Annotated in this window: 16 protein-coding genes; 3 read left to right on the top strand and 13 right to left on the bottom strand. The window is 66.0% G+C overall.

What is annotated here, in order from left to right:
* Positions 1 to 6: 6 nt before the first annotated feature.
* Together KUD94_RS01935 and KUD94_RS01930 are read right to left on the bottom strand one after the other, a co-directional pair.
* Entirely contained in the window at positions 7 to 345 is a 339-nt protein-coding gene (locus tag KUD94_RS01935) for a P-II family nitrogen regulator (RefSeq protein ID WP_218238232.1), read from the bottom strand.
* Positions 346 to 390: 45 nt separating this feature from the next.
* Positions 391 to 2037, bottom strand: coding sequence for an NAD+ synthase (locus tag KUD94_RS01930; protein ID WP_218238231.1), 1647 nt, complete (start codon positions 2035 to 2037; stop codon positions 391 to 393).
* Positions 2038 to 2123: 86 nt separating this feature from the next.
* Between KUD94_RS01930 and KUD94_RS01925 the strand changes: the two genes are divergently transcribed.
* Positions 2124 to 3341 carry a GNAT family N-acetyltransferase gene (locus KUD94_RS01925; RefSeq protein ID WP_218238230.1) on the top strand — a complete coding sequence of 406 codons (1218 nt, stop codon included), beginning with the start codon at positions 2124 to 2126 and terminating at the stop codon, positions 3339 to 3341.
* A 52-nt stretch (positions 3342 to 3393) separates the two neighbouring features.
* Here the strand turns inward: KUD94_RS01925 and ppa are convergent, their stop codons facing one another.
* Positions 3394 to 3930, bottom strand: a complete 537-nt coding sequence (ppa, locus tag KUD94_RS01920; protein ID WP_218238229.1) for an inorganic diphosphatase — start codon at positions 3928 to 3930, stop codon at positions 3394 to 3396.
* 235 nt (positions 3931 to 4165) lie between these two features.
* Here ppa and KUD94_RS01915 point away from each other — a divergent pair, with 235 nt between their 5' ends.
* On the top strand, positions 4166 to 6232 hold the full coding sequence (locus KUD94_RS01915; RefSeq protein WP_218238228.1) for a sodium-translocating pyrophosphatase: 2067 nt from the start codon (positions 4166 to 4168) through the stop codon (positions 6230 to 6232).
* 73 nt (positions 6233 to 6305) lie between these two features.
* On the opposite strand, the gene KUD94_RS01910 is transcribed toward KUD94_RS01915, so the two are convergent.
* The 3 genes from KUD94_RS01910 to ygiD form a co-directional block, all read right to left on the bottom strand.
* Entirely contained in the window at positions 6306 to 6755 is a 450-nt protein-coding gene (locus tag KUD94_RS01910; protein WP_218238227.1) for a hemerythrin domain-containing protein, read from the bottom strand.
* Positions 6756 to 6899: 144 nt separating this feature from the next.
* Positions 6900 to 8300: an aspartate ammonia-lyase gene (locus KUD94_RS01905; RefSeq protein ID WP_218238226.1), complete on the bottom strand. Its 1401-nt coding sequence runs from the start codon at positions 8298 to 8300 to the stop codon at positions 6900 to 6902.
* 182 nt (positions 8301 to 8482) lie between these two features.
* Positions 8483 to 9349 carry a 4,5-DOPA dioxygenase extradiol gene (gene ygiD / locus KUD94_RS01900; RefSeq protein ID WP_218238225.1) on the bottom strand — a complete coding sequence of 289 codons (867 nt, stop codon included), beginning with the start codon at positions 9347 to 9349 and terminating at the stop codon, positions 8483 to 8485.
* Between the two features lie 180 nt (positions 9350 to 9529).
* On the opposite strand from ygiD, the gene KUD94_RS01895 reads away from it, so the two are divergent.
* Entirely contained in the window at positions 9530 to 10411 is an 882-nt protein-coding gene (locus tag KUD94_RS01895; protein ID WP_218238224.1) for a CoA transferase, read from the top strand.
* Positions 10412 to 10439: 28 nt separating this feature from the next.
* Here KUD94_RS01895 and KUD94_RS01890 read toward each other — a convergent pair whose 3' ends face one another.
* From KUD94_RS01890 to KUD94_RS01860, 7 genes are all read right to left on the bottom strand, one after another.
* Positions 10440 to 11426, bottom strand: a complete 987-nt coding sequence (locus tag KUD94_RS01890) for a sulfate ABC transporter substrate-binding protein (protein ID WP_218238223.1) — start codon at positions 11424 to 11426, stop codon at positions 10440 to 10442.
* 135 nt (positions 11427 to 11561) lie between these two features.
* Entirely contained in the window at positions 11562 to 12029 is a 468-nt protein-coding gene (locus KUD94_RS01885; protein ID WP_218239156.1) for a DUF1178 family protein, read from the bottom strand.
* Positions 12030 to 12056: 27 nt separating this feature from the next.
* Positions 12057 to 13550, bottom strand: a complete 1494-nt coding sequence (nuoN, locus tag KUD94_RS01880) for an NADH-quinone oxidoreductase subunit NuoN (protein ID WP_218238222.1) — start codon at positions 13548 to 13550, stop codon at positions 12057 to 12059.
* A 24-nt stretch (positions 13551 to 13574) separates the two neighbouring features.
* Positions 13575 to 15047, bottom strand: a complete 1473-nt coding sequence (locus tag KUD94_RS01875) for an NADH-quinone oxidoreductase subunit M (RefSeq protein WP_218238221.1) — start codon at positions 15045 to 15047, stop codon at positions 13575 to 13577.
* A gap of 13 nt (positions 15048 to 15060) precedes the next feature.
* Complete coding sequence (gene nuoL / locus KUD94_RS01870) at positions 15061 to 17073, bottom strand: NADH-quinone oxidoreductase subunit L (protein ID WP_218238220.1); 2013 nt, start codon at positions 17071 to 17073, stop codon at positions 15061 to 15063.
* A 33-nt stretch (positions 17074 to 17106) separates the two neighbouring features.
* Entirely contained in the window at positions 17107 to 17415 is a 309-nt protein-coding gene (gene nuoK, locus KUD94_RS01865) for an NADH-quinone oxidoreductase subunit NuoK (protein ID WP_218238219.1), read from the bottom strand.
* Positions 17412 to 18086 (bottom strand): NADH-quinone oxidoreductase subunit J, encoded by a 675-nt coding sequence (locus KUD94_RS01860; protein WP_218238218.1) that lies wholly within the window; start codon positions 18084 to 18086, stop codon positions 17412 to 17414. The genes nuoK and KUD94_RS01860 overlap by 4 nt, the downstream gene beginning before the upstream one ends.
* Positions 18087 to 18116: the final 30 nt, after the last annotated feature.

Genomic DNA, 18116 nt, shown 5'->3' with positions numbered 1-18116 from the left:
GCGGCTTCAGACGGCCGCGTCGTCGAGTTCTCCGGTGCGTATGCGTACCACCCGCTGCACCGCGGTGACGAAGATCTTGCCGTCACCGATCTTGCCGGTGCGCGCGGCGGTGACGATGGCGTCCACGCAGCGTTCGACCTCGGTGTCGGGCACGACCACTTCCACCTTCACCTTGGGCAGAAAATCCACCACGTACTCGGCGCCGCGGTAGAGCTCGGTGTGGCCCTTCTGGCGGCCGAAGCCCTTGACCTCGGTCACGGTGAGCCCGGTCACGCCGCAGCCCGCCAATGCCTCGCGAACCTCGTCGAGTTTGAAGGGCTTGATGAGGGCGGTGATCATTTGCATGGTGCTAGGGTCCTGAAGAGAAAAAAGAGAAGGGACACAGGCCGTTCATCCGGCAAAGCGCTGGCTGGCGCTGTGGCGCCATTCGCTGCCAAAGCCCAGCTGCGACACCCGCGGCCCGGTGGCCGCCTGATGGCGCTTGAATTCCGATCGGCGTATCAGGCCCAGCACGCGCTCGCACTCGGCGCGCGGCAGGCCCGAAGCCAGCAGCGCAGGCAGGTCTTGCCCGCCTTCCAGATGGGCGCTGATGATGGCGTCGAGCAGCTCGTAGGGCGGCAGGCTGTCCTGGTCGGTCTGGTCGGCTCGCAGTTCGGCGCTGGGCGGGCGCGTGATGATGCGCTCGGGTATCGGCTCGCTGCCGGTGCCGAAAGGGTCGTGCGCATTGCGCCAGCGCGCCAGCGCAAACACCTGGGTCTTGAGCACGTCGCGGATAGGCGCAAAGCCGCCGGCCATGTCGCCGTAGAGCGTGCAATAGCCCGTGGCCAGCTCGCTCTTGTTGCCGGTCACGAGCACCACCGCCCCGCTCTTGTTGGACAAGGCCATGAGCAGGCTGCCGCGCACGCGCGCCTGCAGGTTTTCTTCGGTAGTGTCCTCGGGCAAGCCGGCAAACAAGGGCGCGAGCGCCGCGCGAAAGTCCGCAAACAAGGGGCCAATGGCGATGTCGTCTATGCGCACACCCACGCGGCGCGCCATTTCGTGTGCGTCGATGCGGCTGATCTCGGCGCTGTAGGGCGAGGGCATGAACAGCGTGCGCACCCGCTCCGGCCCGAGCGCATCGACCGCCAGCGCCAGCACCAGCGCCGAATCCAGGCCACCGGACAGCCCCAGCACCACGCCCGGAAAGCGGTTGAGCGTGACGTAGTCGCGCAGCGCGCACACCAGCGCGCGCCACAACTCCTCCTGCCAGTCGGCGAGGTGTTCCACACGCGCTTCTATCGTGATAGCGCCTTGCGCTTGTCTGATGCGGGCTACAGCCGTTTCTTCTTCAAACAAGGACAAGCGCATGGCGGCGCTGCCGTCGGCCTGCAGCGCCAGCGACTGGCCGGCGAACAGCCATTCGTCTTGCCCGCCCACGCCGCGCGCGGCCAGCAGCGGCAGGCGGCTGCGCCGCATGCACTGGCGCAGGCGCTGCTCCCACCGCGCCGACTGGCCCAGCGCATAGGGCGTGGCGTCGAGCACCAGCAGCAGGCGCGCACCGCGGCGCACGAGCGCCTGCGCCGCGCCCTCGGCGTCGACGTCGGCGCCGATGAGCAAGCCCAGGCGCAGGCCGGCGTGCTCGAAGACGCTGTCCTCGCTGCCCGCGACAAAGTAGCGCGCATCGTCCGAGGTGCCGCCATCGACCAGCACGCGCCGCGCATGCCGGCACAGCAGCGCCCCGCCTGCGTAGACGCTCGCCGCGTCGTGCAGGCGCTCGGCGCCCGGCGCCCGGCAGGGATGGCCTACCACCAGCGCCAGGCCGGGCAACTCGGCCGTGGCCGCGGCGATCTCGGCCAGGCCCCGCTCGCAGGCGTCGATGAAGGCCGGGCGCAGCAGCAGGTCGGCCGGCATGTAGCCGCTGAGCGCAAGCTGGGGCGTGAGCAGCACGGCAACGCCGTCGGCATGCGCCTGGCGCGCGGCGGCGATGATGCGCCGCACATTGGCGGCGATGTCGCCCACGGTGCTGCGCATCTGGGCTATGCCAAGAAGAGAAAACATGGCGACTCTCGAAGTAACGCGCCATTATCGCCACGCCTTTGGCGCGCCGAAACCGATGCCGCAGCCGATTGCGCGATGATCGGTCCATGAGCCGTCCCTGCCCGCCCCAAGCCCCGCTGCAAGAGCATGCAGGCCTGGCTGCAATCGACGCCCGCGAGTGGGACGCGCTGCTGGCCGCCCAGCCCTGTCCTACGCCCTTCATGCGCCATGCCTACCTGGCCGCGCTGCACGACAGCGACAGCGCCTGCGCGCGCACCGGCTGGGCGCCGCACGGCTTCACGCTGCGCGACGCCCAAGGCGCGCTGGCAGGCGCCTGCATGCTCTACCTCAAGAGCCATTCGCGCGGCGAATACGTGTTCGACTGGGCCTGGGCCGACGCCTACGCGCGCCACGGCCTGGCCTACTACCCCAAGGCGGTGCTGGCCGTACCTTTCACGCCGGTGCCGGGCAGCCGCCTGCTGGCGCGCGACGAGCGCACGCGCGCCGCGCTGCTGGCCGGCCTGCTGCACTGGTGCGGCAAGCGCGATCTGTCCTCGCTGCACCTGCTGTTCGCCGCGGACGAAGACCTGCAGGCCGCGCGCACGCTCGGCATGGCGCAGCGCGACACGGTGCAGTTTCACTGGCACAACCGCCATCCGCAGGACGGCCGCCCGTTTCGCGACTTCGAGGACTTCCTGGCCGCGCTGTCGCAGGACAAGCGCAAGAAGATCCGCCAGGAACGCCGGCGCGTGGCGCAGGCTGGCGTGCAGTTTCGCGCGCTGCAGGGCGCGCAGATCACGCGCGCACACTGGGACTTCTTTTACGCCTGCTACCAGCGCACCTACGCCGAGCATGGCAACCCGCCCTACCTCAGGCGCAACTTCTTCGAGCGCATGGCGGACACCATGGCCGGCAACTGGCTGCTCTTCGTGGCCGAGCGCGCAGGTCTGCCGATTGCTTGCAGTTTGATAGCTGTCAGCGCAGATGGGGCAAGCGAAAGCGGCGAAAAACGCTCAAACAATACAGTCGCCTACGGCCGCTATTGGGGCGCGCTCGAGCGCGTCGATTGCCTGCATTTCGAGGCCTGCTACTACCAGCCCATCGCCTGGTGCATTGCCCACGGCGTGCGCCGCTTCGAGGGCGGCGCCCAGGGCGAGCACAAGCTGGCGCGCGCGCTGCTGCCCAGCCGCGCGAGCAGCGCGCACTGGATTGCCCACCCGGCCTTCGCCCGCGCAATCGACGACTTCGCGGCGCGCGAAGGCACCGCCGTGGCCGGCTACCAGGACGAGCTGCGCGCGCACAGCCCGTTTCGGCACTCGCCCTGACGCTGCAGGCAGCGCGGCCGGCGCACCATGGCGCCGCTGTCCCGCACCCCGATCAGGGATGGGCGCGCACGTAATTGGCCACGCCGTCCATCAGCTCCTTGTGCGCGGCGTCAATGCCGTCCCAGCCCAGCACCTTGACCCACTTGCCGTCTTCCAGGTCCTTGTAGTGTTCGAAGAAGTGGCTGATCGCCTTCAGGCGCATGGGGTTGACGTCGTCCACCGTCTTCCAGCCGTCGTACATCTTGAGCACCTTGGAGGACGGCACGGCCAGGATCTTGCCGTCTATGCCCGCCTCATCCTCCATCTTCAGAATGCCCAACGGGCGGCAGCTCACGCCCACGCCCGGCAGCAGCGGATAAGGCGTGATCACCAGCACGTCCACCGGGTCGCCGTCGCCCGAGAGGGTTTGCGGCACGTAGCCATAGTTGCAGGGGTAGTACATCGCCACCGTGAGAAAGCGGTCGACGAAGACGGTGTTGGTGTCCTTGTCCACCTCGTACTTGACCGGGTCGGACTCGGCGGGAATCTCGATGATGACGTTGAAGAGATCGGGAAGCTGGTCCCCGGGGCTGACGTGGTTCAGAGCCATGTTTGCAGATTGCGGCAGTTGAAAAAAGAGAACCCAAGGGTTTTCCCTCGGGCAAAACAGCCACGGATTCTACGAAGCCGAGCTTGCCGCTTGCTTGCACCGTGCTTTGCGCAGTAGATTAGCGGGGTTGGCCAATCGACTCCGATGGGCTCGGAGAGCGAGGAAGCAACGCGGTGGAAGCACTTCTCACTAGCGTTGCGCTTCCGTCTCTGACAAACACAAAGGAGATTCGACAATGCCTCAATCGGCAGAGCTGACAACGCCACTCATCGTGGCCCTGGCATGCGGGGTCATCGCGGTAGTCTACGGCCTGTGGGCCCGCGGCTGGATCCTGGCCAAGGACGCGGGCAATGTGCGCATGCAGGAGATCGCCGGCGCCATCCAGCAGGGAGCCGCCGCCTACCTGGCCAAGCAGTACAAGGCCATTGCCGTCGTCGGCATCGTGCTGGCGGTGCTGATCGCGCTGTTCCTCGACGTGACCACGGCCGTGGGCTTCATCGTCGGCGCGGTGCTCTCGGGCGCCTGCGGCTTCATCGGCATGAACGTCTCGGTGCGTGCCAACGTGCGCACCGCGCAGGCCGCCACGCACGGCATAGGCCCGGCGCTCGACGTGGCGTTTCGCGGCGGCGCAATCACCGGCATGCTGGTAGTGGGGCTGGGCCTGCTGGGCGTCACCGGCTTTTACTGGTTCCTCGGCGGCCCCGCGGCCGACAGCCATGCGCTCAATCCCTTGATCGGCCTGGCGTTTGGCTCCTCGCTGATTTCCATCTTCGCGCGCCTGGGCGGCGGCATCTTCACCAAGGGTGCGGACGTGGGCGCCGACCTGGTCGGCAAGGTGGAAGCGGGCATCCCCGAGGACGATCCGCGCAACCCCGCGGTGATCGCCGACAACGTGGGCGACAACGTGGGCGACTGCGCCGGCATGGCGGCCGACCTGTTCGAGACCTACGCGGTGACCTTGATCGCCACCATGGTGCTGGGCGGCCTGCTGATCAAGGGCGCGGGTGCGCACGCCGTGGTCTATCCGCTGGCGTTGGGCGCGGTGTCCATCATCGCGTCCATCATCGGCACCTTCTTCGTAAAGGCGCGCCCCGGCATGACCAACGTGATGCCCGCGCTCTACAAGGGCCTGGGCGTGGCCGGCATCCTGTCGCTGATTGCCTTCTACTTCGTCACCGCCTGGATCATTCCGGACAACGCCCTGGGCGGCACCGGCGCGGTAGGCAAGCTCTTCGGCGCCTGCGTCGTCGGCCTGGTGCTCACCGGGTTGCTGGTCTGGATCACCGAGTACTACACCGGCACGCAATACAAGCCGGTGCAGCACGTGGCGCAGGCCAGCACCACCGGCCACGCGACCAACATCATCGCGGGCATAGGCATCAGCATGAAGTCCACCGCCTGGCCGGTGATCTTCGTGTGCGTGGCGATCATCGTCTCCTACATGCTCGCCGGCCTGTACGGCGTGGCGATCGCGGCGATGTCCATGCTCTCCATGGCGGGCATCATCGTCGCCCTGGACGCCTACGGCCCGATCACCGACAACGCCGGCGGCATCGCCGAGATGGCGGAACTGCCCCCCAGCGTGCGCGACATCACCGACCCGCTGGACGCCGTGGGCAACACTACCAAAGCGGTGACCAAGGGCTACGCCATCGGTTCGGCGGGTCTCGCGGCGCTGGTGCTGTTTGCCGACTACACGCACAAGCTTGAGACCTTCGGCCAGGCGGTGAGCTTTGACCTGTCCGACCCGATGGTGATCGTCGGCCTGTTCATCGGCGGGCTGATTCCCTACCTGTTCGGCGCCATGGCGATGGAGGCCGTGGGTCGCGCGGCGGGCAGCGTGGTCGAGGAAGTGCGCCGCCAGTTTCGCGAGATCCCCGGCATCATGCAGGGCACGGCCAAGCCCGAGTACGGGCGCGCCGTCGGCATGCTCACCGGCGCCGCGATCAAGGAGATGATGATCCCCTCGCTGCTGCCCGTGGCCGTGCCCATCGTCATCGGCCTGGCGCTCGGCCCCAGGGCGCTCGGCGGCCTGCTCATGGGCACCATCGTCACCGGTCTGTTCGTGGCAATCTCCATGTGCACCGGCGGCGGCGCCTGGGACAATGCCAAGAAGTACATCGAAGACGGCCACCACGGCGGCAAGGGCTCGGAAGCGCACAAGGCCGCGGTCACCGGCGACACCGTGGGCGACCCCTACAAGGACACCGCCGGCCCGGCCGTGAACCCGCTCATCAAGATCATCAACATCGTGGCGCTGCTCATCGTGCCGCTGGTGGTGAAATTCCACACGGGCGGCTGATACTGCAATCAAAATGAGAGCGGCTGGCGCACACAGGACGTGCGCCAGCCGCTTTTTTGTTCACAATCCGCGATCAGCCCCGGGCACGAGCCACGGCCTTGCATGCCCAGCCCTCGGGTACCTGCGCCGCCGCCAGCGCCTCGGCCAGACCGGCGTGCTCGTCGGCCACGCTGTAGAGGATCTGCTCCTCCTTGGGGTTGTGCACTTGCAGCAGCTGGAACAGCTCGTCGAGCTCGTCCTGCATGCTCTCCAGGCTTGCGCCGTCGCGGCAGGCCTGCGCCAGCGACTCCATCAAGGGCCACATCAGCCCGTGTTCACGCTCCATCACCATGATGGACAAACCGACCGAGCCCTCGAGCGCCGGAAAGAGCACCGCCTCCTCCAGATACAAGTGCGTGCGCAGCAGCTCAAGCGAGCGCGCCAGCTCCACCTGGTCGCTGCTGCCGTCCATCGCGCCCTGCACGCCGAAATCTATGTCCTGGTGCTGCTGCTGCAGCGGCGCGCTCGCGCCCGGTGTTGCCATCTGCCTTCCCTTGTCCATTCCAAACCAGCGCGCACCCTAGCACAGGGGCCAAGCACGCAATGCCAGGCGGGGCACTGCCCATCCAGACCGCCGCCGCTGGCGCAGGACGCGGCCGGGCGCTCTTGCTGCCCGTGCCGCGCAGCTTCAGATGGACTGGATGGCGCCGGGGCGCGTGAGCTTGTCGGCCACGAGCAGCCCCTTGATCTCCGTCTGGCTCAGGATGCCCAGTTGCTCGGCAACCAGCGCAATCGGCTGGCCGCTGGCCAGGGCGGTCTTGGCAATGCGTGCGGCCTTCTCATAGCCGATCAGCGGGCTGAGCGCGGTCACCAGCGTCACGGAGTCGCCAATGCGCTGTTCGAGCACGGCGCGATTGGCGGTGATGCCTTGCACGCAATTGAGTTTGAGCGTCTCGCAGGCCTGCGCCAGATGGTGCAGGCTCTTGTGCAGACACCACCCCATGATGGGTTCGAAGGCGTTGAGCTGCAATTGACCCGCTTCCACCGCCATGGTGATGGTCGCGTCATTGCCCACCACCTCGAAACACACCTGGTTGACCACTTCAGGGATCACCGGGTTGACCTTGCCCGGCATGATGGAAGAGCCCGCTTGGCGCGCCGGCAGGCAGATGTCGCCCAGTCCCGCCTGCGGTCCCGAGGAGAGCAGGCGCAGGTCGTTGGCAATCTTGGACAGCTTGATCGCCACGCGCTTGAGCACGCCCGAGATGTCGGCAAACGCACCGGTGTCGCAGGTCGCGGCGATCAGGTCGGGCGCCTGGTGTACCGGCACGCCCGAGACCTCGGCGAGCCGCTTGGTCACGAGCGCCGCATAGCCCACGGGCGCATTGATGCCCGTGCCTATCGCCGTCGCACCCATGTTGATTTCGCACATCAGCTCGCTCGACTGGCGCAGGCGCCGCTCATCGTCGGCCACCATGCTGGCAAAGGCTGCGAACTCCTGGCCCAGGGTCATGGGCACCGCGTCCTGCAGCTGGGTGCGGCCGATCTTGAGGATGTCGGCAAACTCGCGCGCCTTGTCCTCAAAGGCCAGGCGCAGGCTCGCCAGCGACTGCAGCAGGGTCTGGATGCCGAACCAGGTGGCGAGTTTGACCGCCGTGGGATAGGTGTCGTTGGTGCTTTGCGAGGCATTCACGTGGTCATTGGGGTGCACCGCCTCGTAGCTGCCGCGCGCCAGACCCAGGTGTTCCAGCGCCCGGTTGGCGATCACCTCGTTGGCGTTCATGTTGGTCGAGGTGCCCGCCCCGCCTTGGATCACGTCGACCACGAAGTGCTCGTGCAACTGCCCGGCAATCAGGTCGTCGCAGGCCTTGCAGATCGCATCGGCCACCTGCGGCTGCACCGCGCCCAGCTCCCGATTCGCTTGGGCTGCGGCCTTCTTCACGAAGGCAAAAGCGCGCACCAGCTCGGGCATGCGCGACACCGGATTGCCGCTGATGGAAAAATTTTCCACCGCGCGGGCGCTGTGCACGCCCCAATAGGCATCGTCGGGGATTGTTTTGCTTCCAAGGAAGTCGTGTTCTTCACGCATGGCTCAGGGGCTTTCTTCGTCGAAACCGCCCTGACACGAGGTCTAGGCGCCAAGGGGCGCAGCGCAGACCGGGGTGGCAAGGCGTACAAGGGCTGAAGCGCGCGCAGGCAAAACCGCCGCGCACGCCAAACCCTTGATTATCGCTCAATGCACAATGCGCATAACCTTGCAGGCGCGCCCGCTCACCCCCAGAGCACCGAACGCATGGAAATCGCACCGCGCTGAAAGCCGGTGTTGAAGAACTGCGGCGCCTCGTCCGGCCCCACCGCGCCGATGGCGTAGAGCAGCGGCAGGTAGTGGTCGTAGCTGGGGTGGGCGAGTTCGGCGATTTCGCCCCAGCTCTGGAAATCGACCAGGCTCTGCCAGTCCTGCGCCTGCAGCGCCTGGGTGACGCGCGTGTCGAACTCCTGCGCCCAGGTGTAAGTGGCGTTGATGCCCGCCTGCGGCCGCAACGCGCGCAGGTTGTGCACGATGTTGCCGCTGGCGACGATCAGCACGCCACGCTCGCGCAGCGCCGCGAGCTGGCGGCCCAGCGCGAAATGCTGCGCGGGCGCGCGCTCGTAGGCGATGCTCAGCTGCACCACCGGCAGGTCCGCCTTGGGGAACATGGGCTTGAGCACACCCCAGGCGCCGTGGTCCAGGCCCCATTGCCCGGCGTCCACGCCCAGCGGCGCGCCCGAGCCCGGGTCGTGCAGGAACCGGGCAAGCGCCTGCACCGCGTCGGGCGCGCCGGGCGCGGGGTATTGCTGCTCGAACAGCTCGCGCGGAAATCCGCCGAAGTCGTGGATGGTGCGCGGCTGCGCCATGCCGGTGAGCCACCACGAAGCCCCGGTGAGCCAGTGCGCGGAGATGCACAACACCAGTTGCGGCCGCCCGCAGCGCGCCAGCAACTGCTGCCCCATCTCCTCCCAGGTCAAATGCCAGGCGTTGCGCTCGATGGCGTTCAGTGGACTGCCGTGACCGACGAAGGCCACGGGCATGCGTGCGCTGTGCTGTAACACGGGTGTCAGCACGGCAGTGTCGGGCAAGGGATGCTCCCTGGCACTCATGTAAGCTTCTCCATCCAGTGAGACCCGAAGCCGCCTGCTGCTCCAGGCATGGGCTGCAAGACGTCCGGCCACGGAACGCAGGCCGACAGGCGGCTTCGGGTCGGTTCAAACCAAGCCCGCAGGCTAGCATCTTGGCGGGAATTCGGCTTGCACCGCAGCATTTCAAGCAAGGAACACGCCATGCAGCCATTCGCTGTCCAAGCGCTCCAGGGCACACGCATACTGAGCCTCGCGCTCAACCTTCCGGGCCCCGCCGCGCTGATGCGCTGCCAGAGCATGGGCGCCACCTGTACCAAGGTAGAGCCGCTGCCCGCCCCCACGCAGACGAGCGGCGACCCGATGGGCGTTTATTGCCCGCCGGCTTATCGCGAGATGCATGCCGACATCCGCGTGTTGCAGCTCGATCTCAAGAGCGCGCCGGGCCGTACGCAGTTGGCGGGAGAACTCGCACAGAGCGACGTGCTGCTGACCTCGTTTCGCCCCTCGGCGCTGGCCAAGCTCGGGCTTTCCTGGCAGGCCTTGCAGGCGAGCCATCCGCGGCTGTCGCTGGTGCGCATCGTCGGCTCCCCCGGCGAGGCCGCGGAAGAACCCGGCCACGACCTGACCTATCTGGCGCAAGCGGGCCTGATCGCAGGCACCGACTTGCCGCCTACCCTGTTTGCCGACATGGGCGGCGCCCTGATGGCGAGCGAAGCCGTGCTGCAGGCGCAGCTCGCGCGCGCGCAGACGCAGCACGGCGTGTGCATCGAAGTGGCGCTCTCGGACGCCGCCGACTGGCTGGCCTTGCCGCGCCAGTGGCAACTCACCGGGCCGCACGGTGCGGTCGGCGGTGCGCATGCCTTCTACCGCATCTACCCCTGCGCCGACGGGCGCGTGGCGCTGGCAGCGCTCGAGCCCCACTTCGCTGCGCGCATGCTCGCGCAGCTGGGGCTTGCGCCCGGCACCGATCCGAGCTCGCCGCAGTTGCATGAAGCCACGGCGCAATGGCTGTCGGTGCGCAGCCGCGCCGAGCTCGACGCGCTGGCGCGCGCGCACGACATCCCCTTGCACACGCTGGCCTGAAGCGCAGCGCTGCGCGCGCGGCCGCTGCTCAGAGGGCGGCGGCGCGCTCCTTCGCGCGGGCTGCCCATTGTTCGGACCTGGGCGCGTACAACTGGTCGAAGCGCCCGCCATCGGCAAAGTGCTCCCGCGAGGCACGCTCCAGGCTGCCGAAGTGCTGCTGCACACTGAAGAGCTTGAGCGCCTGGTAGCGGTCGGCGTGGCGCGCCAGGACGGCAGCCGAGCGCGGCCGCAGGTAGTGCCTGGCCGCGATCTCCTGGGCCTCATCGGAGTACAGATAGTCGAGATAGGCCTTGGCGAGCCGGCTGGCTCCGGCGTCGTTTGAGCTCAGCGCGACCGCGTTCTCCGCAGCCACGCTCACCGGGGGATAGACCACCTGCAGCGCCTGGGCACCGGAGCGCGCGCGAATTGCGGGAATCTCCGACTCAAACGCCACCAGCACGTCGCCCGCGCCGCCGGCGGCAAAGGCGCTGACCGCCTCGCGCTCGGACCGCGCCACGAGCTGCGCCTGGCCGAACAAGGCGGCGACGAAGTCCTCGGCCTGCGCCGCGCTGCCGCCGGCGTCGAGCACACTGCCCCATGCGCCGAAGTAGGCGTAGCGGCCGGTGTTGCAGTGCTTGGGGTTGCTCAGCACCAGCGCGACATCACGGCGCACGAGGTCGGCCCAGTCGTGCACGCCGCGCGGATTGCCTGCGCGCACGATGAAGACCACGGGCGAGATCGTCGGCGCTGCATGGTGCGGCAGTTGCTGCGCCCAATCGGCCGCGACCACGCCAAGCTCGGCCAGGCGCTGCACGTTCGTCGTGGTGCTGAAGGCCAGCGCGCGCGATGCAAGCGCCAGATCCGCATCACCTTGCCCGGCCTGATGCTGCAAGAACGCGGAGCGGCTGTCCTCGTGGAAGGCCATAGCCCCCAAGGCCGAGCCATTGACGCTGCCTACCACCTGCGCGCTCGCCAGAGCGCCAGCCGAGACGATGGCCGCAGCCATCACGCCCTTGAGCCATGCACGTCCCCGCATCACACACCTCCTGCAAAATCCGATGCAGGGATTGTCGGAACAGGTACGTCAAACTCAAACGAATCGTTTCTTGGCTGCTAATGGGCTGAAGTAATAAAGCCCGAGCCCGGCATCGATGGGCGCCGGCCAACCGGGCTACTGCAGCGTGGTCTTGGCCGATTCAGGCAGCGGCAGCATGAGAACGGGAATGCCGTCCTGCAGCAGCTCCTCGGCCTCCTGCGCGCTGGCCTGGCCGCGAATCGGGCGTTCGGGAATCTCTTTTTCGTGCATGCGACGGGCTTCCGCAGCAAAGCGCTCGCCCACGTCCTCGGTCTGCGCCACCAGCTCGCGCGCCAGGCGCAGCCAGGCGGCCTGCAGCGCCGCAGCCGCGGGCGCCGGCTGCACTGCTGTGCCTGTGCCCGCCTCTTGCGCATTCGGCGAGCCCTTGCGCCGTCCGGACTTGAGATTGAGCCGCGGCGCGCTCAGCGCCTTGTGCACGCCGGTGCTGCCGCACAGCGGACACTGCACCAGCTGGCGCTCCTGCTGGGAGAGAAAGTCCTGCTCCGAGGCGAACCAGCCCTCGAAGGCGTGGTCCATGGCGCAGCGCAGATCGAGCACCTTCACGGCGCTACCCATGCCCCAGGGTGCGGCTCACGACGCGAGCGCGCGCGTGATCGCCTCGGCGCACAGTGCCATCAGCCCACCGGGCAGGATGCCGACAATGAACACGAGTGCGCCATTGACCGTCAGCACGAGGCGTACGTCCGCCGGCGCGGACACCGTGGTCGCGGTCAGCGGCTGGTCGAAGTACATGACCTTGACGACGCGCAGGTAGTAGAACGCGCCGATCACCGACATCAGCACCGCATACACCGCCAGCGCAACATGCAGCGCGCCTCCGCTGGAGACCAGCGCCTCGAGCACCGCCAGCTTGGCATAAAAGCCCACCAGCGGCGGAATGCCCGCCAGCGAAAACATGCACACACACATGATGCCGGCGTACAAGGGGCTGCGCTGGTTCAGGCCGGCAAAGTCGGCAATCTCCTCGCTCTCGAAGCCTTCGCGCGCAAGCAGCAGTATCACGCCGAAGGCCGGCACCACGGTGAGAACGTAGGTGACCACATAGAACATCGCCGAGCTGTAGGCACGCTCGGCCAGCACCGCGTCCACCGCGCCATTGGCCACACCCGACATCAGCCCAAGGAACATGAAGCCCATGTGGGCGATGGCGGAATACGCCAACATGCGCTTGATGTTGGACTGCATGGTGCCGATGATGTTGCCCACGAACAGCGAGGCAATCGCCAGCACCGCCAGCATCTGCTGCCAATCTATGGCCAGCGGCAGCAGCGCATCGACCAGCAGGCGCATCGCAATGCCGAAGCCCGCAAGCTTGGGTGCACTGCTGATGATCAGCGCAATCACGGTAGGCGCGCCCTGATAGACGTCGGGCGTCCACATGTGAAAGGGCACCGCCACCAGCTTGAACGCCAGGCCCGAGACGATGAACACCACGCCAAACACCAGCACCTGGTGGCGCACCTGGCCGGCGTTGATGACCTTGAAGACCTCGCCGATATCGAGCGTGCCGGTAGCGCCATAAATCATGGACAAGCCATAGAGCAGGAAGCCGCTGGCCATGGCGCCGAGCACGAAGTACTTCATCGCCGCTTCGGTCGCCGTGGCGTGGTCGCGGCGCAGCGCGACCAGCGCGTAGCTGGACAGGGTCAGCAGCTCCAGCCCGAGGTAGATCACCAGGAAGTTGTTGGCCGAGATCATCACGAAGATGCCCAGCAGCATGAACAGCGAGAGCGTGAACAGCTCGCCGCCGCGCAGCATGTCGCGGTCGCTCGCGTAGGGGCGGCCATAAACCAGGCAGGCCATCATGGTCACGGCGGCAAAGCATTTGAGCCAGCTGCCCATGCTGTCCGAGACCACCATGTTGCCCCAGCCATAAAAGGTGTTGCCGCTGGAGGCGTACATCGCCTCCAGACCCGCGACCACGCCCATGGTGAGCAGCGTCAGGAAATGGGTCACGTTGCGCTTGCGGCTCGTAACGCCGAGGTCCACCAGCACGATCGCGCAGCCCATCACCAGGAGCACGATCTCCGAATACACCGCCAGCCAGCTCATGTTGTCAATCATCTCGTATCTTTCCGCTGGTCTTGATCAGAGTTTGCTCGTGGCGATCTGCTGCAGCAGATGCGCGACCGAGGCATCCATCACGTCGGTGAAGGGCCGGGGATAAACGCCCATGAACAGCACCGCGATCGCGAGAATGCCGAGGATCAGGTATTCGCGCGCGCTGATGTCGGGCATCTCGCGCACCTGCTGGTTGGCGATGTCACCGAAATACACGCGCTTGAACATCCACAGCGAATAGGCCGCCCCAAGGATCACTGCCCATGCGGCGCAGAAACCCACCCAGAAATTGAACTTGACCGAGGCCAGGATCACCATCCATTCGCCGACGAATCCGGCCGTGCCCGGCAGCCCGCAATTGGCCATGAAAAACAGCATCGCGAAGGCGCCGAAACGGGGCATGGAGTTGATCACCCCGCCATAGGCCGCGATTTCGCGCGAATGCACGCGGTCGTAGAGCACGCCTATGCACAGGAACATCGCGCCCGACACAAAGCCGTGCGCAATCATCTGCACGATGCCGCCGGAAATGCCCAGATCGTTGAAGATGAAGAAACCCAGCGTCACGAAGCCCATGTGCGCAACCGACGAATAGGCCACAAGCTTCTTCATGTCCTTCTGCACGATGGCGACAAAGCCGATATAGATCACCGCGACCAGCGACAGCGTGATCATCAGCGGTGCCCACTGGTGCGCCGCATCGGGCACGATGGGCAACAGAAAGCGCAGGAAGCCGTAGGCACCGAGCTTGAGCATGATGGCCGCCAGGATCACCGAGCCGCCCGTGGGCGCCTCGACGTGCACGTCGGGCAGCCAGGTGTGGATCGGCCACATCGGCACCTTCACCGCAAAGGCCGCGAAGAAGCCGAAGAACAGCAGGGTCTGCGCGGTCGCGCCTATCTTCATCTGCTGCCAGGTGAGGATGTCGAAGCTTCCGCCCGAGCGGCTGTACAGATAGATCACCGTGATCAGCATCAAGAGCGAGCCAAGCAGGGTGTAGAGAAAGAACTTGAACGCGGCGTAGATCTTGCGCGGCCCGCCCCAGACGCCGATGATCAGATACATCGGGATCAGCGTGGCCTCAAAGAACACGTAGAACAGCATGCCATCGAGCGCGCTGAACACGCCGATCATCAGCCCCGAAAGGATCAGAAAGGCGGCGTTGTACTGGTTCACGCGCTCCTTGATCGACTCCCAGCCGGCGATCACCACGATCAGCGTGATGAAGGCCGACAGCGGCACGAACCAGAACGACAGGCCATCCAGCCCCAGGTGGTAGTTCAGGTGAAAGTGGCCGATCCAGGGCAGCTTCTCGACGAACTGCATTTCGGCCGTTCCCAGCTGAAAGCCGGTGTACAGCGGCACCGTGACCAGCAGGCCGAGCAGCGCGCCGAGCAGCGCCACCCAGCGCACGAAGCCGGCGTGCTCCTCGCGCGAGAAAAAGAGCAGGAAACACCCGAATGCGATCGGCACCCAGATGGCGAGACTCAACCAAGCCATTTTTCTTCTTCTCCTACTTGTTGAGCCAGACGAAATACGTCATGAGCGCGAGCACCCCGAGGATCATGACCAGGGCGTAGTGAAACAGGTAGCCCGACTGCACCCAGCGTGCGACGCCGGCAAACCAGCCGATGCCGCGCCACGAGCCATTGACCACCGCGCCGTCGATCACCGCCTGGTCTGCCCCCTTCCACAGGCCGGTGCCGAGCATGCGCGCGCCGCGCATGATGATGTTCTCGTTGATCCAGTCGATGTAGAACTTGTTGACCAGAAGCGTATAGACGGGCTTGAGCGCGTTTGCCGCCTTGGCCGGCAAGGCGGTGTTGACCATGTAGCAGTAGTAGGCGACGGCAAAGCCCGCCAGCGCCAGCCAGAAGGGCAAGGTCTGCACCGCGTGCAGCGCCATCGCCATCGGCCCGTGAAAGCCCTGCTTGAGCAGCTCCATCGTCGGATGGGCGGCCAGCACCTGGATGGACTCGCCAAAGAAGTTGCCGTAGAGCATGGGCTCGATGTAGGGGTAGCCAATGACCACCGAAGGGATGGCCAGCAGGATCAGCGGCACGGTGATCACCCAGGGCGTCTCATGCGGCTTGTCGCTGCCGTGCCCGTGGGCGTCGTGGTCGTGGTGCGGCTCGGGATTCTGGTCGTAGCGCTCGGGGCCGTGAAAGACCATGAAATAGGCGCGAAAGGAATACAGCGCGGTCACGAACACGCCGGCAACCACCGCAAAGTGGGCGAAACCCGCGCCCGGCAGCAGGCTCTCTGCCGTGGCTTCGATGATCGTGTCCTTGGAGTAGAAGCCAGAGAAGAAAGGCGTGGCTACCAGCGCCAGGGTGCCGAGCAGGAAAGTGATCCAGGTGATCGGCATGTACTTGCGCAGGCCGCCCATCCAGCGCATGTCCTGGTTGTGGTGCATCGCGATGATGACCGAGCCCGATCCGAGGAACAGCAAGGCCTTGAAGAAGGCGTGCGTCATCAGGTGAAAGATGCCCGCGGAATAGGCCGACACGCCAAGCGCCACCGTCATGTAGCCCAGCTGCGAGAGCGTCGAATAAGCCACCACGCGCTTGATGTCGTTTTGCACGATGCCCACGAGGCCCATGAACAGCGCTGTGATCGAGCCGATGACCAGCACGAAACTCAGCGCCGCCTCCGACAGCTCGAAGAGCGGCGACATGCGCGCGACCATGAAGATGCCGGCCGTGACCATGGTCGCGGCGTGGATCAGTGCGGAGATCGGCGTCGGCCCTTCCATCGAGTCGGGCAGCCAGATGTGCAGCGGGAACTGCGCCGACTTGCCCATGGCACCGATGAACAGGCAGATGCAGGTGACGGTGAGCAGCATCCACTGCGTGCCGGGGAACAGCATCGTCGCCAGTTGCGGCGCCTGTGCGAACACCTCCTTGTAGTGCACGGTGCCGGTGTAGGACCAGACCAGCGCAATGCCGAGGATGAAGCCGAAATCGCCTACGCGGTTGACCATGAAGGCCTTGAGGTTGGCGAAGATCGCCGTGGGCCGCTTGAACCAGAAACCGATCAACAGGTAGGACACCAGGCCCACCGCCTCCCAGCCGAAGAACAGCTGCAGGAAGTTGTTGCTCATGACCAGCATGAGCATGGAGAAAGTGAACAGCGAGATGTAGGCAAAAAAGCGGTTGTACCCTTCGTCGTCCGCCATGTAGCCTATGGTGTAGATGTGCACCATCAGCGACACGAAGGTAACCACCGACATCATCAGCGCGGTCAGCGGGTCGATGAGAAAACCCACCTCCATCTTGAACGAGCCCACGCTCATCCAGGTGTAGATGGTCTGATCGAAGCGCGCGCCGTCGTTGACCACCGCCGACAGCGTCATCACCGACAGCACGAAGGCGATGAACACGCCCAGAATGGTGACCGAATGCGAGACGCCACGGCCAAAACGGTTGCCACCGAGCGCCGTGCCGAAGACGCCCGCCAGGAGCGCGCCGGCCAGCGGTGCCAGCGGCACGGCCAGCAGCGTTGAAGCGGTTAGGGTTGAACTCATGAACAAAACCTTGCTGTGCGTTGGGGCGCGAACTCAGCCCTTGAGCGTGTTGATGTCCTCGGCATCGATGCTGGACTTGTTGCGGAACAGCAAGACCAGAATCGCCAGCCCGATGGCCGCCTCGGATGCGGCCACGGTCAGGATGAAGAACACGAAAACCTGCCCCGCCAGGTCGCCCAGATAGTGGGAAAACGCGACGAAGTTGATGTTCACCGACAGCAGCATCATTTCGATGGCCATCAGCAAGACGATCAGGTTCTTGCGGTTGAGGAAGATGCCGACCACGGAAATGGCGAACAGCAAGGCCGCCAGCGTCAGGTAATGGCCCAGTGTCAGGCTCATGCTTTGTTCTCCTCGGCAGCGGCCGGCGCGGGGACTTCGGGCAGCGGCGCCGCAGGCTGGGTCACCGGCAGCTTGACCACGACCAGGCGGTCCTGCGGGCGCACGCGCACCGCGAGCGAAGCGTCGATCGCCTTGGTGTCCTTGCGATGGCGCAGGGTCAACGCAATGGCGGCGATCATCGCCACCAGCAGGATCATGGCCGCGACCTCGATGGGATAGAGGTATTCGCTGTAGAGCAGCTTGCCCAGTTCGCGGGTGTTCGAGTAGGGCACCAGCCGCCCGGCCGCATCGACCGCCGCCGCCAAGGCCTTGGGCTCATCCACGCCGCGAAAGCCGGTCATCAGCACGGCCGCCATCTCGAAGGCGATGAGGCCGCCGACAAAGGCCGCCAGCGGCAGATGGCTCCAGAGGCTGCTGCGCAGCGTATCGATGCGAATGTCCAGCATCATCACGATGAAGACGAACAACACCATGACCGCGCCGACGTAGACCAGCACCAGCACGATGGCCAGGAACTCTGCCTTGAGCAGCAGCCAGATGCCCGAAGCCTGGGAAAAGGCCAGGATCAGGTGCAGCACCGCATGCACCGGGTTGCGCGCGGTCACGACGCGCAGCGCGGCGTACAGCAGCACGGCGGAAAACAGATAGAAGAAGCCGGCTTGAGCGTCCATGAATCGGTTCTTTTCAGTGGTTCACGCGAT

Source organism: Comamonas sp. NLF-1-9, from assembly GCF_019195435.1.
GTDB lineage: Bacteria > Pseudomonadota > Gammaproteobacteria > Burkholderiales > Burkholderiaceae_C > Comamonas_C.
Note: the sequence above shows the minus strand (reverse complement) of the source record. Positions and strands in the feature narration are given on the sequence as shown.